Source organism: Stenotrophomonas sp. ZAC14A_NAIMI4_1, assembly GCF_003086915.1.
Taxonomy (GTDB): Bacteria; Pseudomonadota; Gammaproteobacteria; order Xanthomonadales; family Xanthomonadaceae; genus Stenotrophomonas.
Genome location: NZ_CP026002.1, coordinates 2,943,996 through 2,961,224, shown reverse-complemented (window position 1 = coordinate 2,961,224; position 17,229 = coordinate 2,943,996). Strand labels below are relative to the sequence as shown.

Below are 17,229 nucleotides of genomic sequence, written 5' to 3'. Positions count from 1 at the left end.
ACGTAACGATACGTAACGACAAACGATTTCTTCGCCGTATCATCGAAGCCATCATCGATGGCGACCGGCCCTGCCTTGGATTCCCTGCAGCACTTCCATCCCGCCACCCGTGACTGGTTCCATTCCGCGTTCGCGGCGTCGACGCCGGTGCAGGACCAGGCATGGGCGTCGATCGCCGCAGGCCAGCACACGTTGGTGGTTGCGCCCACCGGGTCGGGAAAGACGCTGGCGGCCTTCCTGCATGCGATCGACCAGGTGTTCGCCGAGCGCGATGGCGATGCACGCCGCGACCCGGCGGCCAAGCCCGTGGCACGCACGCGCGTGCTGTACCTGTCGCCGATCAAGGCGCTGGGCAGCGATGTTCAGCGCAACCTGCAGGTGCCGCTGCAGGGCATCAGTGCGCGCCGCAGCGAACGCGGCGACCCGGCCGTTGCCCTGACCGTGGCCATGCGCACTGGCGATACCAGCAGCAGCGAGCGCGCGCGGCTGGTGCGGCGTCCGCCGGATATCCTGATCACCACGCCCGAGTCGCTGTACCTGATGCTGACGTCACAGGCGCGGGAGATCCTGCGCGATGTGCATACGGTCATCCTCGATGAGATCCATGCGGTGGCCGGCGGCAAGCGCGGCTCGCATCTGGCCCTGAGCCTGGAGCGGCTCGACGCGCTGCTGCAGGTGCCCGCACAGCGCATCGGCCTGTCCGCCACGGTGCGCCCGGTCGAGGGCGTTGCGGCCTTCCTCGGCGGTGATCGCCCGGTGCAGGTGGTGCAGCCGCCTTCGCAGCGGCAGCTGCAGCTGAAGATCGTGGTGCCGGTGGAGGACATGACCGACCTGGCCATGCACGGCCCGGCGGAAGGGCGCGGGGCCGGCACACGGGCAGGTTCGATCTGGCCGCATGTGGAAGCCAGCATCCTCGACAACGTGATGCAGCATCGCTCCACGATTGTCTTTGCCAATTCGCGTGGCGTGGCCGAACGGCTCACGGCGCGGCTCAACGAGCTCCATGCCGAGCGCGCGGACGCTGGGCACGCGAGCGACACCGACGATGCGGCCGCAACCGCTTACGGTTCTTTCACCGGCAGCACGGTGAACCGTGTCACTGCACCCGAGTCAGTGATCGCACGCTCACACCATGGCTCGGTGTCCAAGGAGCAGCGCGCCGCCATCGAGCAAGCGCTGAAGTCGGGCGAGCTGCGCTGCGTCGTCGCGACCTCCAGCCTCGAGCTGGGCATCGACATGGGCCTGGTGGATCTGGTCATCCAGGTGGCGCCGCCGCCGTCGGTGTCCAGTGCATTGCAGCGGGTGGGGCGTGCGGGACACCAGGTCGGCGGCATCTCGCGCGGCCTGCTCTACCCGCGGACACGGCGCGATCTGGTCGATGCCGCCGTGGTGGTGGACAGCATGCTGGATGGGCGCATTGAAGCCATCGATCCACCGCGCAACCCGCTGGATGTGCTGGCCCAGCAGACCGTTGCCGCCGTGGCGATGGAGCCACTCGATGTGGAGGCCTGGTTTGCACGGGTCTGCCGCGCCGCGCCTTACCGCACGCTGCCGCGCAGTGCCTTTGACGCGGTGCTGGAAATGCTGGCCGGGCGCTATCCGTCCGACGAATTTGCTGGTTTCCGCCCCCGTCTGGTGTGGGACCGGAAAACGGGCACGCTGACTGCGCGCCCGGGTGCCCGGCAGTTGGCGGTCACCAGTGGCGGCACCATCCCGGACCGCGGCATGTACGCGGTGGTGCTGCCTGAGGGCGAGGAGCAGGCCGGTTCGCGTCGGGTGGGCGAGCTGGACGAGGAGATGGTGCACGAGTCGCGGGTGAACGATGTGATCACTCTCGGCGCGACGTCCTGGCGCATCGACCAGATCACCCTTGACCAGGTCGTGGTGACGCCCGCACCCGGGCGCTCGGCGCGGCTGCCGTTCTGGCGTGGCGAGGGCATCGGTCGCCCGGCCGAGCTGGGGCAGGCCACCGGTGCGTTCCTTGCCGGACTGGAGGCCGATCCGGGCGGCGCTGGCGAGCCGTCACCGGCGCTGCTCGCGCGCCTGCGCGAACGTGGTCTGGACGACAGCGCGATCGGCAACATGCTGGCGCTTGTTGGCGAGCAGCAGCAGGCGACCGGCGTGCTGCCGACCGACCTGCGCCTGGTGGTCGAGCGCTGCCGCGACGAACTGGGCGATTGGCGGGTAATGCTGCATTCGCCGTACGGACGCCGCGTGCACGACCCCTGGGCCCTGGCGGTGGCCGCGCGGCTGCGCGAGCAGGTGGGCATCGACCCGGCCGTGGTGGCCAGCGACGACGGCATCATCGTGCGCATGCCTGACCGCAGCGGCGCTGCGCCGGGCGCGGAGGTGTTCGTGTTTGACGCGGCCAGCCTGCGCCACTCCATCACGCTGTCAGTCACTGGGTCCGCATTGTTTGCCGCCCGTTTCCGTGAGTGCGCCTCGCGCGCCCTGCTGCTGCCACGGCGCACGCCGGGCAAGCGCTCGCCGCTGTGGCAGCAGCGCCTGCGTGCGGGGCAGTTGCTGGAGATCGCGCGCGGCCACGAGGATTTCCCCATCCTGGTCGAGACCGCGCGCGAATGCCTGCAGGATGTCTACGATCTGGACGCGCTGGATGCGCTGATGCTGCGCGTGCAGGCGGGCCAGGTGCAGGTGGTGGAAGTGGAGACCGCCGTGCCGTCGCCCTTCGCGGCGAACCTGTTGTTCGGCTATGTCGCCGAGTTCATGTACGAAGCCGACGTGCCTCTGGCCGAACGGCGTGCCTCGGTGTTGTCGCTCGACAGTGGCCTGCTCGCCGAGCTGCTTGGCCAGGTCGACCTCGGTGAGCTGCTGGACGATGACGTGGTGGCCACCGTGGCGCGTGAGCTGCAACGGTTGGATCCGCCCCGCCACGCGCGGGGCAGCGAAGGCGTGGCCGACCTGCTGCGTGAGCTTGGCCCGTTGCCGGCCAGCGACATCGCGCAGCGCATCACCGAACCCACGCAGGCGGCGGCCTGGCTGCAGGCGCTGCATGCAGCGGGCCGTGCCATCCGCGTGACCGTTGCCGGTGTTGAACAGTGGGCAGCGGTGGAAGACGCCGCGCGGCTGCGGGATGCCCTCGGCATCGACTTGCCGGCAGGCATTGCCGAGGTGTTCCTGGCACCGGTGCTTGATCCACTCGGTGACCTGCTCGGCCGCCATGCGCGCCACCACGGGCCCTTCAGCAGCGGCAGCGTGGCTGCCCGCTTCGGAGTGGGTGTGGCGGTGGTGGACGATGCGCTGCAGGTGTTGCAGGAGCAGGGCCGGATCATTCGTGGTCGCTTCGGCCTTGATCGCCGCCATCCCCCCGGCAACGCCACACTGCCTACCACGCGCGCGGCCCACGAATGGGTGGCGGTCGATGTGCTGCAGCGGCTGCGGCTGCGCTCGTTGCAGGCCGCCCGCGAGGCAACGCGCCCGGTGCCGGTGGACGCCTATGTCGGCGTGCTGCTGGAAGGGCAGGGCGTATTGCACGAGACCGCGCCTGATCGTGGCAGCGAGCGCGTGCTGCAGGTGATCGAACAACTGGCGGGGCTGCCACTGCCAGCGTCGCTGTGGGAGCAGCAGGTGCTGCCTGCACGGGTGCCCGGTTACACGCCTGCGCTGCTGGATGAACTGCTGGCCACCGGTACGGTGCTCTGGGCCGGCCACGGCCGGCTGGGCGACGATGACGGATGGGTGTCGCTGCACCTGCGGGAGCATGCGGCCGAAACCCTGCCGCTCATGGACGCGGATGCCAACGCGTCGCCGATGCAGCAGGCGATCCTGCAGGTGCTCGCCGCAGGCGGTGCGTTCTTCGCGCGCCAACTGGCGATGCAGGTACAGACTCAACTCGCGGATGCAGGCAGTGCCGGCGAGGATTTCCAGACGGCGCTGTGGCAGCTGGCCTGGCGCGGGCAGATCAGCAGTGACCTGTGGGCCCCGCTGCGTGCGCTCGACGGCGCGCGTCCGCTACGGGCGCGCCCGATGCCCGTGTCCCGCCGCCGCCGCGGCTTTGCCTTCGCGCCGCTGGCGGCGGGCAGTGCAGGACTGGAGCTGGCGAGCAGCGCGGGGCCGACGCTGGCCGGACGCTGGTCGCTGCTGCCACAGGAGCGGGCCAGTGACACGTTGCGCGCGCTGGCGCAGACCGAGGCGCTGCTGGACCGCTACACGGTGGTCACCCGCAGCGCGGCGATGAGCGAAGCCGTGGCCGGCGGCTTCCCGGCACTGCGCCCGGTGCTGCGCAGCATGGAAGACGCCGGCCAGCTGCTGCGCGGGCGCTTCGTGGAGGGCATGGGCGGTGCCCAGTTCGCCCAGCGCGAGGATATCGACCGCCTGCGGGCCTGTGCCGAGCGCGCGGGTGGCCCTGGCGGATGGGTTGCGCTGTCCGCGCTGGACCCAGCCAACCCGTTTGGCAGCCTGTTGCCCTGGCCGCAGACGATGGCCGGGGCCAGGCCGGTGCGTCGCGCCGGTGCGCTGGTGGTGATCGGTGGAGGCCGACTGCAGCTGTATCTGCCGCAGGGTGGCCGCCAGCTGTCCAGTTGGATCGATGACACGGCAGCCGACGTTGCGGCGCGCTGGACGGCGGCAGCGCAGGCGCTGGCAGTCGGCCTGCGGCGCGGCCGTAGGCTGTCCTTCACGCTGCAGCGGATCAACGAGGCGCCGGTCCACCGCGGGCCTGCCGTGGACGCCCTGCGCGCGGCAGGGTTCAGCAATGAGCCGCGCGGGCTGGGCTGGAACGGCTGACCTCGAGCCGTGCTCGACTGGCGTTGTAGAGCCGAGCCAGCGCTCGGCTGCATTTGTAGAGTCGAGCCATGCTCGACTAAGCCGAGCATAGGCTCGGCTCTACGGGACCGCGCAGCCGAGCATCGGCTCGGCTCTACAGAAACCTTCAGCCGTGCTACAGAAACCTTCAGCCGTGCTCGAAGCGCAGTGGCTGGCCACCCATCGCCGGGTCGCTGGTGCCGGGGCGGCCGTCTTCGGCGCGGCCGGCCAGGCGCAGCTCGCTGTCACCGGCCACCACGTGCAGGTCATACCACCCGCTGGTGGGTGCAGCGTCCCAGGCCAGCGTGGTCTGCGCACCCGCGGCCAGCATCAGCGTCTGCTCCGGCATGTGCCCGGCGTAGGCACCGGCGCGCACACGGATCGATTGCGCGGCGCTGCTTGCATTGCGCAGCTGCAACCGCAGCTGGCCCTCGACCGGGTCTACCTGCGCTTGCAGCACCGGTGCACCGGCCACGCCACGGAAGTGGCGATGGAAGCCGTTGGGGCCGAGCAGCCACAGGTCATAGCGACCCTGTGCATCCAGCGCCCAGCGGTCCTGCAGCGGCGCGCCGGGCAGCACCGTATAGCGGCGTGGCAGGGCGGCCAGCTGCAGGCGGTCGTAGACGTGCAGTACGCTGGCGGCGCCTTCGCACGCCAGGTGCAGGGCCACGCCGTCCGCGGCAACCGCCTGCACCTGCGCGTGTGGCCGGTACGGCAACGCGCGCGATGGGCGCGTGCCCGCTTCCTGGCGCGCCGCCTGCAGGCCCTCGGGCAGTGCAGGCACGGTGCGGCCCGGCAGGGCTGCCGCGCGCGCGGCGGTGGCGCTCACATCGGGCAGCCCGCGCACGAACGGGCGGGTATCGCGCTGGGCGAAGTCGAAGGCGTTGGCCAGGTCGCCACACACGGCGCGGCGCCACGGCGAAATGTCCGGCGCGGCCACGCCGAAGCGGCGTTCGATGAGGCGCAGCACCGAAGTGTGGTCGTACACCTGCGAATCGACCCAGCCGCCACGACTCCATGGCGAAATCACGTACAGCGGCACGCGCGGGCCCAATCCATACGGGCGGCCCCGCAGTCCGGCCTCGTCGTACTTCTCGTCGCCCGGTGCCGGGTGCTGGTGGTACTCGCCCTCGGTGCTCACCGATGAAGCGCCTGCCCAGCCGCCACCGGGCTGTGCCGATGGAGGTGCCGGCGGCGGCACGTGGTCGAAGAAGCCGTCGTTCTCGTCGAACATCAGCAGCAGGGCAGTGCGGCTCCAGACCTCCGGATCGGCGGTCAGCGCATCCAGCACGTGTGCGGTGTAGGCCGCGCCCTGCGCAGGGCTGGACGGGCCGGGGTGCTCGCTGCCAGCGGCATCGGCAATGATGAAGCTGACCTGCGGCAGGCGCCCCTCGATGGCGTCCTGGCGCAGCTGGGCCAGGCCCCGCGTGCTGACCCCGCGCTGGCGCAGCGCGGCATCGTGCCCCGGTGCGGCACGGTAGGCCTGGCGGAAGGTCTCGAAGCCGGCCAGCGGGTTGTCGGTGAAGTTGTCGGCCATGTCCTGGTAGATCTGCCAGGACACGCCCGCCTGCTGCAGGCGCTCGACATAGCTGGCCCAGCGGTACGAATCCGGATGGCCGCCGTGCTCGGGGAAATTGTCATGCGAGTTGGCGATCACCGGCCCGCCGGCGCGGGCGAAGGCATCGTTGTGGCCGGTCCACAGGAACACCCGGTTCGGGTTGGTGCCGGCCTGCATGGCGCAGTGATACGCGTCGCAGATCGTGAACGCTTCGGCCAGGGCGAACTGGAAGGGCAGGTCGGCACGCTGGAAATAGCCCATTGCGTGGTTCTGCTTGGCCATCGGCCAGTGCCCCATGCGGCCATGGTCCCACGCGCGCTGCGCGTCGGGCCAGGTGTGCGGGGTGCCTTCCACGCGCATGTAGCCGAAGTGCGCGGCCGTATCCAGCGGGAACGGCGCGATCGCACGCTGGCCGCTCGCATCGGGCTGCAGCCACAGGCTGCGCGCACCGTCCCCGCCGGCCAGGGGCGCGGCAGGGGCAACAAAGCGGTCGCCAAAACCACGTACGCCCGGCAGCGTGCCGAAGTAGTGGTCGAACGAGCGGTTTTCCTGCATGAACACCACGATGTGCTGCAGGTCCTGCAGGCTGCGCGTCTGCGCGACCGGGGCGATGGCCGCAGCGCGGGCGATGCTGGGCAGCAGCGGTGCCAGGCCGGCGGCAACGCCGGCCTGCAACAACCGGCGTCGGCCGATATCAGTCACGAATGCCTCACAGATCCACGCGGAAGGAAATGCCGACGGTGCGCGGTGCGCCGATGAAGGCGGCGTTGGCACCGTCGACCCCTGCAAGATAGCGCTTGTCGGTGAGGTTGCTCACGACCAGGTTGGCACCCATGCCCTTCAGGCGCGTCGACAGGCCCTGCAGGTCAAAGCCGATGTTGGCGTTGAAGACGGTGGCCGAGGGCAGCTTGTTGACGTTGGCCGCGTCCAGGTAGCGGGTGCCGAGGTAGCGGCCGGACAGTCCGAAGTTCCAGTTCTCGCCCTGCCAGTCGGCCGAAAGCACCAGGATCTGCTCGGGCTGGCCGATCACCTTGGCGCCATCGACGATGCCCAGCTGGGTGTCACGCGCGGCGTCGCCGCTGCCCAGGTACTTGGAACGGTTGTAGGTGTAGGCCGCGTTGACCCGCCAGCCGTTGTCCCAGCCATAGCCGAACGCGGCTTCCAGGCCGTTGCTTTCCACGCCACCGAAGTTCTCGTAGACGCCATCGGTCTCGCCCAGGTAGTCGATGCCGCTGACGAAGCCGGCCGGCAGGTAAACGATGCGGTTGTCGAACTTGATGTTGTACAGGGTGACCGAGGCGGTCAGCGGCCAGCGGCTGATGCGCATGCCCACTTCGATGTTGTCGGCCGTTTCCGGTTCGACGTTGCGGAAGCGCTGCGGATCGGTCTCGCCAAGCACGCCGGAAGGAATCGCGGCGAAGTTCTGCGAGAAGCCGGCGAACAGCTCCATGCCTTCCACGCCCGGCGCCCAGGTGAAGCCGGTGGAGAGCAGCGGATCGGACTTGGAATCAGATGTGACGTGTTCGCTGGCGCCGATCACGCGGTTGCGCGACTGGTCGACGAAGAACTGCTTGACGCCCACGCGCGCGCTGAACGGGCCGAAGCGGGCCACGTCCTCGACGTAGTACATCTGCTCGTCCACCTTGTACTTGTCCTCGAACTGCACCCAGTACGGCTGGTGGTCGAAGCCGATGTCCTGGCCGACGTTGAGCAGGCGGTGCCAGTCGCGGCGGGCGGAGCGGTCCAGCTTCTCCACCCACAGGCCGCCGCGGATCGTGTTGTCGACGCCGCCGAAGGTCTGCCGCCATTCGACATCGGCGGTCACGCCCATGCGGTCGTTGTCGTAGTGGGTGTGGCGATAGGACTGCGCACCCAGCACGTTGCCGGCGTAGCAGTTGGGGTCGTACTCGGCGCTGAAGCCCACGCGCGGGGTGCAGCCGGCAATCGGCTGGGCGCTGCTGCCATCGGGGTTCACGAAGTAGATCTGGCCCAGGTTGCTGCCGCCGTACACGGTGCTGCCGCCCAGGTATTCGGACTGCGGGCGACCGGCGCCATCATTCGTGACATCGGCCAGGTAAGGCGGCAGCCAGTCGCCGCGGCCCTGCATGCGGTGGCCATAGGCGGCCATCGAGGTCTTGAAGCCGTTGCCGGCGTCGAAGGCGGCGCGCAGGTAGCCGAAGGTGTTTTCGCGCAGCGCACGCGAACCCGAACGGTAGTTCTGGTCCAGGTAGGGGATGCCGGTGAGGGTGCCGACCAGGTTGTCGCGGTCGGGGTTGGTGGCGAAACCCTGCGGCGAGACGCTGGTGTACTCCGGCTCGTCGGCATCGTTGTAGGACAGGTAGCCGGTCAGCGTCCAGCGGTCCAGTTCGGTGATGAACTTGCCGGCGATGTGGTCGTTGCTGGTCTTGCCGCTGCCGTCGATCCAGTCGCTCACCCGGGCCGAGGACGCACTGACCCAGGCGCGGGTGTGGCCGCCCAGCAGCCCGGTGTCGTAGCGCACGTAGTACTTGCGCGCATCGTTGTCACCGGCGCCGACGACGAAACGCAGGCGGCTGTCCTGCAGCGGATCGCTGGTGAGGAAGTTGAGGGTGCCGCCGAGCGCCTCGTTCGAACGCGAGGAGATATCGGCCGTGCCCTGGCTCACTTCCACCGTCTCCAGGTCGAGCGTGTCGATGTAGCGGTTGGCCATCGAGCCGCCACCGTAGCCCGAGCCACCATTGGGCAGGCCATCGATGGTGGTGCCGATCTGCTGCGTGTCGCGGTTGGTGACGAAGCCGCGCATGCTGATCTGCGTGCCCCACACCGATGAACCGGTGGCGTCGGCTTCGCTGACCACCACGCCCGGCACTTCGTTGAGCGCGCCGTTGACGCTGCTGAGCACGGTCTGCCGGTTCAGCGTTTCGGCGCGCACCGAGGTCTTGGCGTAGCTGGTGGCCTGGCCGATCACCTGCACCTGGTCCAGGGTCCGTGCGTCGGTGCTGTGCGTTTCGGCGGCTTCGCCCTGCGGTGCTTCGGCCAGGGCGTCCAGCGCGGGGGCGATCAGCAGGGCAAGCAGCGAGACTCGGGGAAAACGCGCAATCGTTCGCATCGAAACCGGACCTTGAGTGGGGGAAAGCCCGGGAGTTTCAGCAGGGTGGATGACATGGGAGTGACGTTCAGATGCAGGCTTCATGTTGCGTGACGGCCGGCACGGTGAAGCGCTGCGCTCAGTAGCGCGCATCCTTGGGCTTGGGGTCGCGCGGCCAGTCCTTGCCCTTGCCATCGAAATCCGGCCGCGGCTGGTGGATGAAGTAGTCGGCGATGTCCACCGCGTCCTGGTCGGGCATCACCTGCTGGCCCAGCGGTGGTTCGCGGCCCGCCGCCGGTGGCATGTTGTGCTTGACGAAGCTGGCCGCCTTGTACAGCCGTGCCATGCCGGCGCCGATGTTGAAGCTGCGCTCGCCCCACAGCGGCGGGAAGGCGATATCGCCGCTGCCATCGCGGCGGCCCGCGCCGTTGTCGCCGTGGCAGGCGGCGCACTGCGCTGCATACAGGGCCTGGCCGCGCATGCGGTCGGGCACCAGCGAGGAATCGATCGGCCCTTCGCTTGGCGCCGCCACGCGCGCGCCGTCGGGTACGGGGCGGCTCAGCCAGGCCATGTATTCCAGCATCGCGCGCATCGGTGGTGCGTCGCGGGCCAGCGGCTTGCCGTTCATCGAACGCTGCAGGCAGCCGTTGATGCGTTCGACCAGGCCGATCTCCTTGCCGGGGCGGGTCATGTAGCGCGGGTAGCTGCCGCCGCCGGTGTTGAGGTAGTGGTTGCCGAAAGGCCGCTTGCCCTCGGCCATGTGGCAGGAGTTGCAGTTCAGGTCATTGCCCACGTTGTCCGGCAGCAGGCGTGCGGTCTCGTTGAGCAGGCGGCGGCCGTACATCACCGCATCGCCATTGCCGAGGCTGGCGATCTCTTCGGCGCTGGGCATGTGGTACGCGCCGACCCGCGAGCCCTGTGCGTCGAGGATGTCCAGCGTGGCGGGAGTGGCATCCAGCGACGGATGGCGGTACGCGTACAGCAGTGCGGCGGCTGCGGCCACCACCAGTACGCCGATGGCAATGACAATGGCCGCGCTTCTGCGCTTGCGTGCGCGCCTCATGGTGCCACCTCCTGCGGAACCACATGCACGGGCTTGTCGCGCACCACCCTGCGCATGCGCGCGATGTCGGCTTCGCTCACCGCGCTGGCCTGGTTGCCCCAGCTGCTGCGGATGAAGGTCAGGATCTGCGCCAGCTGGGCGTTCGGCAGATGCTCGAAGCCGGGCATCGAGAAGGCCATCCGGTCGTGCGGCGTGTGCGGCATGCGGCCACCAGCCAGGGTGACCTGCACCAGCGAACTCGGGTCATCGGCGAAGACGATGGAGTTGCCGGCCAGGGCAGGGTAGATGCGCGGCATGCCACGGCCATCGGCACGGTGGCAGGCCTGGCAGTGCTCGGCATAGGCCAGCGAACCCTCCACGCGGTAGTCGCCGTCGCGCAGCGCGGTGGTGGTCGTGTCGGGGCCGGCAATCCACTGCGTGCTGCGGCCGGCGCGCGGCGGCAACTGCTTCAGGTAACGGGCCATGGCCAGCAGGTCGGCGTCGGTCAGGTACTGGGTGCTGTGTTCCACCACGTCGGCCATGCCGCCGAACGCGGCGGAGCGATCAGTGCGGCCGGTACGCAGGAACTCGACGATCTCGTCCTGGCTCCAGCTGGCCAGGCCAGTGGCTTCGTTGCGCAGGTTCTTCGCATACCAGCCTTCCAGTACCGAACCGGAGAGGAAACGGCGGCCCTCGTCATCAGCCATGGCGGTTTCCTGGAAGGCCAGGCCGCGCGGGGTATGGCAGGCGCCACAGTGCGCCAGGCCCTCCACCAGTTCGGCGCCGCGCTGCTGGCCGGCATCCAGCGAAGGATCGGCAATGAAGCTGCGGGGGCGGGCAAACAGCAGTTGCCACCATGCCAGGGGCCAGCGCATGTTGGCCGGCCAGGGGATCGTGCTGTCGGCGTTGTGCTGGCGCACCGGCTGCACCGCGCCCATGAAGTAGGCGTACAGCGCCTGGACCTCGTCATCGCTGGCGATCACGTAGGAGGCGTAGGGCATGGCCGGGTACAGCGGCTGGCCGTCGTGGCGGACGCCGCGGCGGACCGCGCGCTCGAAATCGGCATAGTCGTAGCGGCCGATGCCGGTATCCGGGTCTGGGGTGATGTTGGTGGAATAGATTGTGCCCATCGGCGTCTGCATGCCCAGCCCGCCGGCAAAGGCTTTGCCGCCGGGGGCCGTGTGGCAGGCGGCGCAGTCGGCCGCGCGCGACAGGTACTGGCCGCGGGCGATCAACGCGGGATCGTGGATGTCGACCACGGCGGGCTGGCGCGGCGCAAACCAGTACGGCGTGCTGCGGGCAATGCCCCAGGCCGCACCGGTCGCGGCGGCCAGGACAAGGAGAAGCTTGAACGAGGTACGCATGGGCGCACTGTCGGCAAACGCGCAGGCGCGTTCATTGATCCGGATCAATGCTTTGTCCATATGCGACATCGCGCGAAGCTGAATCGATCCCGGCTTGTCATCAACCCGTCATCGAGCTGCGATAGATGCGCCCGGCCGCGCCCGCTAACCTGCCACGCTGTCGCACCTTTTCCCTGATTGCCCATGAAGCGCCCGCTGCTGCTGTTGCTGGCGTGCGCCGGCCTGTGGCTGGCTGCATGCTCATCCTCGATCACCGCCTCGTCCACCTCGCTCAGCGACCAGCTGGTCGCGCCCGGTGGCGTGTCCACCCTGCTGGACCAGCCGCGCATCGCCGCGGCCATCGCCGAGCTGCCCAACCGCCATGGCTTCCTGCCCGGGCGCGACAACGTGCCGATCTTCTGGCGCGTCTTCGACCCGGGCGATTACGGCGCCCGCTACCACTACCTGCCGCAGCGCCATGAAAACGGCCAGCCGTTGGATACCGGGTTGAGCCTGTCGGTGCCGCAGCCGTTCCGTGCGCAGGCGCCGCGCGGCACCGTGGTGCTGCTGCACGGCTGGATGATGAACGGTGATTCGATGCTGCCGTGGTCGTTGCAGCTGGCCGAGTCGGGCTACCGCGTGGTCACCCTGGACCTGCGCAACCACGGGCAGTCCGGGCGCGGCCCGTCGGGCTACGGCACCTACGAATCGGATGACGTGGTCGATGTCATCGGCGAGCTGCGTGCGCGTGGTGAGGTCGCCGGGCCGCTGTATCTGTTCGGCGTGTCCTACGGCGCCGCGACGGCGGTGTTCACTGCAGACAAGCTGGGCGACCAGGTGGCCGGCGTGGTGGCGATGGAGTCGTTCGCCAATGCCGGCGTGGCGATCCGCACGATGATCCCGCACCTGATGGCCTTGCAGCCGGAGGGGCTGAAGGCGCAGGCAGTGGCGTCCTATGCGCGCTGGCGTTATGGCGGCCAGGACATCAACCAGGTGATCGCCGCGGCCAGCCGCCGCATCGACGTCGACCTGGACCAGGTGGACGTCGCCCGCGCGCTGGCCGATACCCGCGCCTGCGTGCTGCTGCTGCACGGGCAGGGCGACCAGCACATCCCGGTCAGCCAGGGCCGCGAGCTCGCCCTGGCCAATCCGCGCGCGCACTACATCGAGATGCGCGGCGAAGACCACATCACCCTGCCGCTGCGGCTGGACCTGCTGGCCGGCGTGGTCGATGACTGGATGGCCCAGGACGAACACCACCCCCGCGCAACCTGCCCGGCGCCGCAGCTGCCGGCGCAGGCCGAGTGGCTGGTGCGCGATACCGCTGCCGCTGCGCCCACCCGCAGCTGACGTTCTTCCTTACGGCAGGCGGCGTGCCAGCGCCCGGGCGGAGGCGGCCACGCCCAGCAGCAGCGCTGCCACGCACAGGAAGGCGAAGCCCAGGGTGGTGAGGTGGGCCAGCCCGCCGATCGCTGCCGGGCCGGCGAGGATGCCCGCATAGCCCAGCGTGGTCACGGCCGTGATCGCAATGCTTTCCGGCATCGCACGCTGCTGGCCAGCCATTGAGAACAGCGCCGGTACGATGTTGGCGCAGCCCAGGCCGACCATCACGTAGCCCACCAGCGCCACCGCGAAGGAAGGCACCAGCGTGGCCAGGACGAAGCCCGTGGCTGCGGTGATGCCCCCCAGCACGATCGTGCGCGTACGGCCCAGGCGCTCGACGATGCCGTCGCCGAACAGGCGCATCGCGGTCATCGCCAGGGTGAACACCGCGAAGCCGGCGCCGGCCTGGTCGCGCGGCACCTGCCGCACTTCGGCCAGGAACACCGCGCTCCAGTCCAGCATCGAGCCTTCGGCGAGGAACACGATGAAGGCCAGCACGCTGATGAACAGCACCACGCCATGCGGAACGGCCAGCATCGGGCCGTCATGGGCGATGCGCTGCGGGCGCCAGTGCGGTGCCGACAGCAATGCCACCACGAGCATGGCTGCCACCGACAGCAGGGCCGCCATCCACAGCGGCGTGCCCAGCAACAGCAGGCCGGTCATGCAGCCGGCACCGACGAAGCCGCCGATGCTGTAGAACGCGTGGAAGCCGGACATCATCGCGCGGCCGGCATCGCGTTCGACCGCGACGGCCTGCATGTTCATCGTGCAGTCCATCGCGCCAACGCCGGCACCGAACAGGAACAGGGCCGCACCCAGTGCCAGCGGCGATGGCGCCAGCGCCAGCAGTGGCAGGGCCAGCAGGATCAACGCCGTGGTGATGACCATCAGGCGACGGCACCCCAGGCGTCCACTCAACGCGCCGGCAAGCGGCATCGCCAGCAGCGAGCCCAGGCCCAGGCAGAGCAGCACCGCGCCCAGGCTGGCATCGGACAGGCCGGCCTTGGCCTTGGCATAGGGCACCATCGGTGCCCAGGCGGCGGTGGCAAAGCCGGGAATGAAGAAGGCGGCGCGGGTGGCGTGCTGCTGGGCACGCGGGGAAGAAGGCGTCATGCGCAGGAAAGGCTCCGGAGGATCCCGGTCATGAAAACGTTTTCAGATCGACCGGGCAAGTGCCATTTGTGTCATTCCAGTGCGAATACGAATGCAGCGTCGCCCGTCGCACACGCAAAGGCCCGCGATACCGATGGGTATCGCGGGCCTCGCTGCACGGTATTGTCTGGTGCTTACAGCGGCAGGTCGAACACCAGCACTTCAGCGTCGTTGCCGTTCTCCAGGGTCAGCTGCGCTTCGTCGCTGACCTGCAGTGCATCACCGGCATCGAGGGTGATGCCGTTGACCTGCAGCTGGCCACGGGCGACCTGCACATAGGCACCACGGCCGTTGCCCAGTGCGTGGTGCAGCTTCTGGCTGCCATCGAGGATGGTGGCGTAGATGCGGGCGTCCTGCTGGATGCGCAGCGAACCGTCGGCGCCATCGGGCGAGGCGATCAGGCGCAGCTGGCCGCGCTTGGTCTCCGGCGCGAAGTGGGTCTCGCGGTACGACGGCTCGATGTTCTCGCTGTCCGGGAAGACCCAGATCTGCAGGAAGTGCACCGGATCAGTGGCCGAGTGGTTGAACTCGCTGTGGCTGACACCGCTGCCGGCACTCATCACCTGCACGTCGCCGTAGCGCAGCACCGAGCCGGTGCCCATCGAGTCCTTGTGCTCCAGCGCACCGCCCAGCACGTAGGAAATGATTTCCATGTTGCTGTGGCTGTGGGTGCCGAAGCCCTGGCCACCGATGACCTTGTCCTCGTTGATGACGCGCAGCGGGCCGAAGCTGACGTAGCGCGGGTCGTAGTAGCCGGCGAAGGAGAAGGTGTGGCGGGAAGACAGCCAGCCATGCTCGGCCAGGCCACGGGTAGCGCTCTTGCGGATCTGCAGCATGATGAATTCTCCTTGTTCGATGGTTTCGATGGGGCGGGGTGGGCCGGTGGCCGCTGTGTTTCCCCGTTGGAGAGAAGTATCCGCTTGCACCCCGGGTTTGAAAAACGGATAGTTTTGACAGCCATCATCGAAAATTTCGAATGCTCAAGCTCAGCCTCGACGCTCTGCAGATCCTGGACGCCATCGACCGCCGCGGCTCGTTTGCCGGCGCCGGCAAGGCCCTGCACAAGGTGCCCTCGACCATCTCCTACACCGTGGCCAAGCTGGAGGAGGACCTGGGCGTGCAGCTGTTCGATCGGGTCGGCCCCCGTGCGGAGCCGACCGAGGCCGGTCGCGCCCTGCTGGACGAAGGCCGCCACCTGCTGCGTGCCGCCCGCGAACTGGAGCTGCGGGTGCGCCGGGTGGCCTCTGGCTGGGAGGCCGAGCTGACCCTGGCGGTGGATTCGATGTTCCCGACCTGGCTGCTGGGCCCGGACATCGCCGCCTTTCGTGGGATTGAAGCGCCGACGCGCCTGCGGCTGTTCAGTGAAGCGCTGTCAGGTACCTGGGAGGCGCTGCTGGATCGCCGTGCCGACCTGCTGGTGGGTGCCGCGGGCGAAGGCCCCAGTGGTGGTGGCTATGTCGTGGAGCCGCTGGGCAGCGTCGATTTCGTGTTTGCGGTAGCGCCGGATCATCCGTTGGCGCAGGTGCCGGGCGTGCTGGGCCGCGAGCAGCTGGCCGAGCATTGCGCGATCGCGGTGTCCGATTCCGCGCGCCGCTTGCTGCCGCGGACGGTGGGCTTGTTGATGGGCCAGGAAATGCTGACGGTGCCGGACATGGCCAGCAAGTTGAAGCTGCAGTGCCAGGGCGTGGGCTTCGGTTTCCTGCCCGGGCCGTGCGCGCGCGCGGCGGTGGCGCGCGGCCAGCTGGTGATCCGCGAGGTGGAGGAGCCCAAGCCGGAGGAGACATTCTGGCTGGCGTGGCGCACGGGTGAGGATGGTGCGGCATTGCGCTGGTGGCGCGAGCGGTTGCGCAGGCCGGAGCTGCTGGCGCAGTGGTGGCAGGCGATGGAGTAGATCCACGCCATGCGTGGATGAGGGTCTTGTTTGCAGGGCTTGCAGCCCTGCACCTGCTCAATGCAACGTCAACTTCAACGTCAAATGCGTGCATTCCGTGGGTTGGCGGGGTGGGTCCGGTTGAGGGGGACGCTGCAAGTACGTCCATGTAAGCTCGGTCGCCGCATCCATGCGGCTCACGCCCCCTCAACCGGACCCACCCCGCCTTCGACAGATTTCAGCGATCTGTTGGAACGGCGTTCTGCTTTGGTGGGTGCCGACCGTTGGTCGGCACGGGGTTGGATCTGGTAGGTGTCGACCTTGGTCGACACAGTAGAGCCACGCCATGCGTGGATGATTCATTCGATATCTGACAGATGTGCCGACCAACGGTCGGCACCCACCAACGGCCTGTCGGAGCAGCGCTCTGCTCCGGTAGGTGTCGACCTTGGTCGACACGGTGGATCCACGCCATGCGTGGATGATTCATTCGATATCTGACAGATGTGCCGACCAACGGTCGGCACCCACCACCAGCAGGTTCCAACAGCCGCGGGAAACTGTCGGGGGTGGGGCGGTGTGGGTGGACAGGACCGTTGGCGCCATGGATGGCGCCATCGAGCCCCCATGGATGGGTTTACGGCGTGTCCTGGCCACCCACACCGCCCCGCCCAACCAGCAGAAAACCAGAGCCGCTTTTGATCTTGCTTCGGCTTCGGCTTCGGCCTCTGCAGGTGCAGGGCGCAGCCCTGCCGAAAACACAAAAAAAACAGCAGGCCGGAGCCTGCTGTTTCGGTGTAATGGTGCGCCCGGAGAGATTCGAACTCCCGACCGCCTGGTTCGTAGCCAGGTACTCTATCCAACTGAGCTACGGGCGCCAATTACATAAACTTGTTGTGTTGATCGTGTGTGGTGCGCCCGGAGAGATTCGAACTCCCGACCGCCTGGTTCGTAGCCAGGTACTCTATCCAACTGAGCTACGGGCGCGCGGTACACAATCAATTTTGTTACTACATTTTACTGCATCTTCCAGCGGCGGATGCTGGAAGC

Annotated in this window: 9 protein-coding genes and 2 tRNA genes; 3 read left to right on the top strand and 8 right to left on the bottom strand. The window is 68.5% G+C overall.

Annotated features, from left to right (window positions below):
* Positions 1–57 precede the first annotated feature (57 nt).
* Positions 58–4,743, top strand: a complete 4,686-nt coding sequence (locus C1926_RS13390; protein WP_108759510.1) for an ATP-dependent helicase — start codon at positions 58–60, stop codon at positions 4,741–4,743.
* A gap of 166 nt (positions 4,744–4,909) precedes the next feature.
* Here the strand turns inward: C1926_RS13390 and C1926_RS13385 are convergent, their stop codons facing one another.
* The 4 genes from C1926_RS13385 to C1926_RS13370 all read right to left on the bottom strand — a co-directional run bounded on the left by C1926_RS13385 (position 4,910) and on the right by C1926_RS13370 (position 11,792).
* Entirely contained in the window at positions 4,910–7,021 is a 2,112-nt protein-coding gene (locus tag C1926_RS13385) for a phospholipase C, phosphocholine-specific (RefSeq protein ID WP_108759509.1), read from the bottom strand.
* A 7-nt stretch (positions 7,022–7,028) separates the two neighbouring features.
* Positions 7,029–9,407, bottom strand: coding sequence for a TonB-dependent receptor (locus C1926_RS13380; protein WP_108759508.1), 2,379 nt, complete (start codon positions 9,405–9,407; stop codon positions 7,029–7,031).
* Positions 9,408–9,525: 118 nt separating this feature from the next.
* The gene (locus C1926_RS13375; protein WP_108759507.1) at positions 9,526–10,449 is read right to left on the bottom strand and encodes a c-type cytochrome; all 924 of its coding nucleotides are present in this window, start codon (positions 10,447–10,449) and stop codon (positions 9,526–9,528) included.
* Complete coding sequence (locus C1926_RS13370) at positions 10,446–11,792, bottom strand: cytochrome c (protein WP_108760700.1); 1,347 nt, start codon at positions 11,790–11,792, stop codon at positions 10,446–10,448. The genes C1926_RS13375 and C1926_RS13370 overlap by 4 nt, the downstream gene beginning before the upstream one ends.
* 183 nt (positions 11,793–11,975) lie before the next feature.
* Here C1926_RS13370 and C1926_RS13365 point away from each other — a divergent pair, with 183 nt between their 5' ends.
* Entirely contained in the window at positions 11,976–13,121 is a 1,146-nt protein-coding gene (locus C1926_RS13365) for an alpha/beta fold hydrolase (RefSeq protein WP_108759506.1), read from the top strand.
* Positions 13,122–13,130: 9 nt separating this feature from the next.
* On the opposite strand, the gene C1926_RS13360 is transcribed toward C1926_RS13365, so the two are convergent.
* Together C1926_RS13360 and C1926_RS13355 are read right to left on the bottom strand one after the other, a co-directional pair.
* Positions 13,131–14,270, bottom strand: a complete 1,140-nt coding sequence (locus C1926_RS13360) for an MFS transporter (protein ID WP_108759505.1) — start codon at positions 14,268–14,270, stop codon at positions 13,131–13,133.
* Positions 14,271–14,443: 173 nt separating this feature from the next.
* A complete protein-coding gene (locus tag C1926_RS13355; RefSeq protein ID WP_079221472.1) occupies positions 14,444–15,145 on the bottom strand; it encodes a pirin family protein in 702 nt (233 codons plus the stop codon).
* A gap of 140 nt (positions 15,146–15,285) precedes the next feature.
* On the opposite strand from C1926_RS13355, the gene C1926_RS13350 reads away from it, so the two are divergent.
* Positions 15,286–16,200, top strand: coding sequence for a LysR family transcriptional regulator (locus tag C1926_RS13350; protein ID WP_108759504.1), 915 nt, complete (start codon positions 15,286–15,288; stop codon positions 16,198–16,200).
* A gap of 780 nt (positions 16,201–16,980) precedes the next feature.
* Here the strand turns inward: C1926_RS13350 and C1926_RS13345 are convergent.
* Together C1926_RS13345 and C1926_RS13340 are read right to left on the bottom strand one after the other, a co-directional pair.
* Positions 16,981–17,057, bottom strand: a tRNA-Arg gene (locus C1926_RS13345).
* 32 nt (positions 17,058–17,089) lie between these two features.
* Positions 17,090–17,166, bottom strand: a tRNA-Arg gene (locus tag C1926_RS13340).
* Between the last annotated feature and the right edge of the window lie 63 nt (positions 17,167–17,229).